Raw genomic sequence first — 5,210 nt, 5'->3', positions numbered from 1 at the left:
AATCTCCTCTTACGACGAACATTGAATCAGTGCTTCAGGACTGCTGCAACCCGGACTTTTTCAACACAATCGACCCATTCGAGACCTTCATTCTCGGCGTTGCGAATGGCAGCAACGCGCCTAATCTCAGCCGTTCGTCGACGCTCAGCTCGATCCCGAATCCCGCCTTTCGCTCAGTCGTTGTGATGGGCTCGAGTCAATACGTGCAATCCAATGGATTGGCGGCTATCCGCCGGCATGATCCCGCCGCAGGAGCGAAGTCCGCCTCACGCAAGAAACGCGCCGGCCGATGAAGGCTGAGTTGCATTCGAACCAACGGCCGCTTGATGAACAGTCGAGATCTCTACCGGTGAGCTATCGGGGAGCTGCTGATACCAAACTCAACTTAATTTCGGATTGGGCTATAAGGCATTTGCCGAATATGGTGGCGACGTGCTTGCCGCCCTATTTCACCAAAGACGGGCCCGCCGGAATGAAGGCCAGCTGTCGGGGACCGGCAGGGAGCCAGTCAGCGACTGACGTTGGGTCGTTTGCCGGAATGCCGCCGTCGAGGAACGAGAAGGCACTGGCTGGGTGTTGATGGCCACATCGGGAGGTGAACCCTTGGAACCGCGCGCCAAGAAACAGGAGAACCTTTCCCGACTCGAACGGGCCGCGCAACAGACTGCTGACCCAAAAACTATGGAACAGAAGGCGAAAAAGCCCGAGGAAAAAGTCCGCTTCAGCCTACGCAAGGAAGACGTCTGGTGGACGGTTGGTTTCGCTGCCGCTGCCTTGCTGCTTTTTGGCATCCAAGTCCTGATCAATTGGCGCTTGGAATGGCTTGACGCGCCTTTGCGCGTTCGCGTGCTGAACTACGTCAGGGGCGGCCTTCTCATTTTCGTTATGCTGACCGTTGCGAATGTTATCGAAGTCTTTCTCATTGGCCGAATTCCCAATCGTGTTTCGCGCTTCAACTTGCAACGCATTTTTCGATTAGTCGTCGTCGTCGCCATCGTCTTCGTGGCCATTTCAGTCTTATTTGTGAACTGGTACACTGCGGTTGTTTCACTCGGCCTGATTTCACTGATTCTCGGCTTTGCCCTGCAAATGCCGATCTCCAGTTTCATCGCGTGGATCTATATTTTGGCCAGGGCGCCTTATCGCGTTGGCGACCGCATTCGCATCGGCGATGCCCATGGCGATGTCATTGATGTCAGCTATCTCGACACGACATTATGGGAATTCGGCGGCGAACATCTTTGGACCGATCATCCGAGCGGACGCGTCATCAAGTTTCCGAACTCCACCGTGTTTGACACGCCGGTCTTCAACTATTCCTGGCCGCTGTTTCCCTATGTCTGGAATGAAATCAAGTTCCAGCTCGCTTATGAAAGCGATCTGGAATTCGTAGCGAAAACCATGAGAGAGGTCGTCGACGAGCAGATCGGCGACATCATGAGCCAGAAGGTGAAGGTCTATAAGCACATCCTGTCGCAAACGCCGGTGGACGAACTCGAAGTGAAGGAGCATCCCGTGGTTCATTTTCGCGTCAGTGAAAACACCTGGCTCGAGGCCATCGTGCGTTACCTCGTGCCGCCGAAGGAAGCGGGGCGCACCAAAACACGCTTGATCAAGGAAATGCTGGCGCGAATGAATGCAAAACCCGATCGCGTGCTGTTTCCGAAGAGCAATTTGAGGTGAACTTCCTCAGGCCACGCCGCGCGGAGCCACCCCGCCCGCATCGCGGCAGGCTGATGCATCTGGAGCGCCTATGATGAAGCCGACCGGATCCACCGAGGCAGTGAGGATCGAGGACCTTGACGACGCGGGGCTGGTTGAACACGCGCGACAGCGTGACCCCGCCGCATTCTGGTTAATCATCAAGCGTCACAATCAGCGGCTTTACCGGGTCGCCCGCGCCGTCCTGAACGACGACACCGAGGCCGAGGACGTACTTCAGGAGACCTATATCCACGCCTTCACTCATCTGGCCGAATTCCGCGCGGAGGCGCAGCTGTCGACCTGGCTCACCCGGATCGCGCTGAACGAGGCGCTGGGACGCCGCCGGAAAAGGCGGCCCACCGTCGACGTGAAAGCCATCGAGGGCATGGTCGCTCCGTTCAGCGCCCACAAGCCTGATCCCGAAGAGGCGGCCGCTCTCGCTGAAATCCGCAACCTCCTGGAGCGGGCCGTCGGTGGCTTGCCAGAGCCCTTTCGCATCGTCTTTGTCCTGCGAGACGTCGAGGAAATGAGCATTGAGGAAACTGCTTTTCTCTTGGCATTGCGACCTCAGACGGTGAGCACCCGTCTTTATCGCGCACGCCGGCTGCTCCGCGAGGCGCTGCGGGACAAGCTCGCCACCGTGTTCACGGATACGTTTCTCTTCGCTGGCGTCCGTTGTGACCGCCTCGCGCAATCAGTCTTTGACCGGCTCGCAATCCGCCTGGTTCGAAAGGATACTCATCCGTTGAACACGGCGACTGAGCGCACGTAGACGCCGTTCACGCCGAGATTACGCCGGCTCCTTTCGCGGGGATGTTGTAGCGGGACGCGGGAATATTTTGGCGGCCCGGACCATCTAATCATCAGGCAAATGCACTCGGCGCCGCGGTGCTGACAGCGGCGTTGAATCAACAAACATAGGAGACCGCCATGCAGGGCGCACTTCACCTATCCCGGCGTCAGTCGCTTCAGGGACTTGTCGTACTCGGTGCCGGAGCGGCACTCGGCGGCATCGCACGGTCTTCTCCGGTATTGGCACAGGACATATCGGACGAGGACATTTTCCGCTTTGCGCTCAACCTCGAATATATGGAGGCTGAATACTACCTCCGCGGCACCACCGGAATGGGCATCGACGCAGCCGATGTTGGTTCGAAACCCGGCGACGTCGTTGGCGGCAAGCAAGTCTCCTTCGAGACGCCGGCCATCGGCGAATTCATGCAGGAAGTCGCCGAAAATGAACTCGCGCACGTCCGCTTCTACCGCAAGACGCTTGGAACGGACGCTGTTGACCGGCCGGCGATCGATTTCGATGCCGGTTTCAAGGCCGTCGCGGAAGCGGCGGGCCTCGGGTCGGACTTTGACCCCTTCGGCAACGAAACGAACTTCGTTCTCGGCGGGATGTTGTTCGAGGATGTCGGCGTCACCGCCTATGCCGGTGCGGCGACGGTTCTGAAAAACAAAGACTTCCTCGCCGCCGCCGCAGGCATCCTGGCGGTCGAGGCCTACCACATGGGCATGGCGCGATCGACGCTATACCGGAAGGGAGAGGAAGCCTGGAAGGTCGCCAACGCCGTTTCCGACGCCCGCGACAAGATCGACGGATCGGAAGACAAGGACCAGGGAATCCAGGTGGACGGAAAAGCCAACATCGTTCCGTCGACGCCCGATGCGATCGCGTTCACCAGAACGCCGCAGGAGGTGCTCCGGATCGTCTACCTCACCGACAAGGACGGAGTGAGCAAGGGCGGCTTCTATCCGGAAGGGATGAACGGCACGCTCAAGAGCACCTGAGCCAACTGCGACGAGGGCTGCTCTTGGAGAAAGACCATGAGTAAAGATGATGATGTGAACCACGGATCGGCAGCTTCAAGCCGAGCGCTGTCTCGCCGCAATTTCCTGAAAGTCTCTGTGACCGGTGCGGCGATTGCCAGCGCCGGCGGCCTTTCAGCCTGTATGACTGGACCGATGGCAGCCGGAAAGACAACCAAGGCGCTGGCGCTGTACCAGGGCACCCCAAATCGTGGCCGACGCTGCGGTGGGTGTACTCACTTCCGAGAGCCAAACGGGTGCGAGATCGTTGCCGGTGCAATCAGCCCAAATGGCTGGTGCCGTTTCCACAAGCCGCTGCCGGCTTGATGCAACAAATTGCGGTCTCCCGCCTTATGTCTCGGGCGGGAGCAACGCGACGTCAGCTTCCACGTCCAGAGCGGACGTTGGCCGGCCGGCGGTAAGGCGTCTGCCTAGGGTCATGGGCGTGAATTCGTTCTCGGAGAGCGAACGTCCGCATTGGGTCGATCAGCGGAATGGTCGCTTGTCCCGAAAGCGGAAGGGCAGGTTTCGGCCCCATTGCGGTCATCCGCGAGTATGAATCTGGCTGACTGGTATTGGCGCAACTACGACCTCCAGCGTGATCTCCGGCAAGGTCTGCTTTCAGGAAGCTGCGAAGCCGATCTCTACGGCTGAGATGGGCCGCAAACCGGACATGCGCCGAGCGGGTGCCGAACGCGAACCTTCCACCCTCTTGCGACCTGCGCTGGTACGGGTCGGGATCTTCGAGCCGGGGGAAATATCTCATCGATCCGACTGATCGGACGGCCATGATGTAGCGCCTACAAGTGCGATCCCGCCAGCAGCGCCACCGCGGACGCGGGCGCGACGCTGCTGGCTTCGCCGCGAACGGCGTCATCTGCGGGGATGATCTCGGCGAAATCGACGAAGCGGCGTTCCATGCGTTCGGCCAGCCGCCTGATCTGCCAGCGGCCGGTTCCGGCGCCGACGATTGGCACATCCGGGACAAGGGACCCGGCAACCAGGGACGCTGCGTCGTGGATCTTGCGCAACTGCTGTTCGCTGAACCAGCGCGCGATTTCATGCCATTCCGGCAGGGTCAGCTCGGCGGCGTCGCGCCCGATCATGCGCGCCAGCCGCGCGATCGAGCCATCGACGGTCTTTTCCTTGCCGTCGGCGGAAGCGTGCCTGTCGTCCTTTTCGTCGAGCACCCCGAGGATCCGGTGCGCATCGGTGATCGAGGCGAAATACTCGTTCATCAGCGGTGTCAGCCTGCCGCGGACGGGGGCCGACGAGGCGACGCCGAACAGGAACGTCCTGGTGAAGCCGGTATAGACCAGTTCGCCGCTCAGCAGCCGTCCGGCATCGGTGTAGCCGTCATTGGCGACGGCGCCATTTCTAATGGCGATGATGTCGGTGGTGGTCGATCCCATGTCGACGAACAGGGCATCGCCGGCGAGTTTCGCCACCAATGACGCTGTCGCATGCCAGTTGGCAGAGGCGACGTCGGCGCTCAGCCGCGCTGCCTGCTCGACCCCGACAAATCCGGACGGTCCGGCATAGATCAAGTTTTCGCCTGGGACCCGCGCTGAAATCTCATCCAGCAGGGCCGGGGCGGCGGGGGGGCGGGGCGGCAGCACGACGAAGGGAGGGGGAGACGGGGGGGGGGGGGGGGGGGGGGGGGGGGGGGGGGGGGGGGGGGGGGGGGGGGGGGG

6 protein-coding genes are annotated in these 5,210 nt (G+C 60.7%); 5 read left to right on the top strand and 1 reads right to left on the bottom strand.

Annotation, left to right across the window (positions count from 1 at the left end):
• The 5 genes from AC0L2Z_RS34875 to AC0L2Z_RS34855 form a co-directional block, all read left to right on the top strand.
• A partial coding sequence (locus AC0L2Z_RS34875) for a hypothetical protein (RefSeq protein ID WP_473630575.1) occupies positions 1 to 293 on the top strand: 293 nt, incomplete at its 5' end.
• A gap of 310 nt (positions 294 to 603) precedes the next feature.
• Complete coding sequence (locus tag AC0L2Z_RS34870) at positions 604 to 1,683, top strand: mechanosensitive ion channel family protein (RefSeq protein WP_473630574.1); 1,080 nt, start codon at positions 604 to 606, stop codon at positions 1,681 to 1,683.
• A 70-nt stretch (positions 1,684 to 1,753) separates the two neighbouring features.
• Positions 1,754 to 2,476: an RNA polymerase sigma factor gene (locus AC0L2Z_RS34865; RefSeq protein ID WP_473630573.1), complete on the top strand. Its 723-nt coding sequence runs from the start codon at positions 1,754 to 1,756 to the stop codon at positions 2,474 to 2,476.
• A 158-nt stretch (positions 2,477 to 2,634) separates the two neighbouring features.
• A complete protein-coding gene (locus tag AC0L2Z_RS34860) occupies positions 2,635 to 3,498 on the top strand; it encodes a ferritin-like domain-containing protein (protein WP_128166475.1) in 864 nt (287 codons plus the stop codon).
• 36 nt (positions 3,499 to 3,534) lie between these two features.
• Positions 3,535 to 3,843, top strand: coding sequence for a twin-arginine translocation signal domain-containing protein (locus AC0L2Z_RS34855; protein WP_473630572.1), 309 nt, complete (start codon positions 3,535 to 3,537; stop codon positions 3,841 to 3,843).
• Between the two features lie 473 nt (positions 3,844 to 4,316).
• Here AC0L2Z_RS34855 and AC0L2Z_RS34850 read toward each other — a convergent pair whose 3' ends face one another.
• Complete coding sequence (locus AC0L2Z_RS34850; protein ID WP_473630571.1) at positions 4,317 to 5,063, bottom strand: hydantoinase/oxoprolinase family protein; 747 nt, start codon at positions 5,061 to 5,063, stop codon at positions 4,317 to 4,319.
• Positions 5,064 to 5,210 lie beyond the last annotated feature (147 nt).

It is taken from the genome of Mesorhizobium sp. WSM4850, assembly GCF_055811735.1.
This window is presented reverse-complemented; position numbering and strand designations above follow the sequence as displayed.

Coding starts and splice junctions, on each gene's coding strand:
- AC0L2Z_RS34865 (WP_473630573.1), top strand. CDS start 1,754: ATGATGAAGCCGACCGGATCCACCGAGGCAGTGAGGATCGAGGACCTT.
- AC0L2Z_RS34860 (WP_128166475.1), top strand. CDS start 2,635: ATGCAGGGCGCACTTCACCTATCCCGGCGTCAGTCGCTTCAGGGACTT.
- AC0L2Z_RS34855 (WP_473630572.1), top strand. CDS start 3,535: ATGAGTAAAGATGATGATGTGAACCACGGATCGGCAGCTTCAAGCCGA.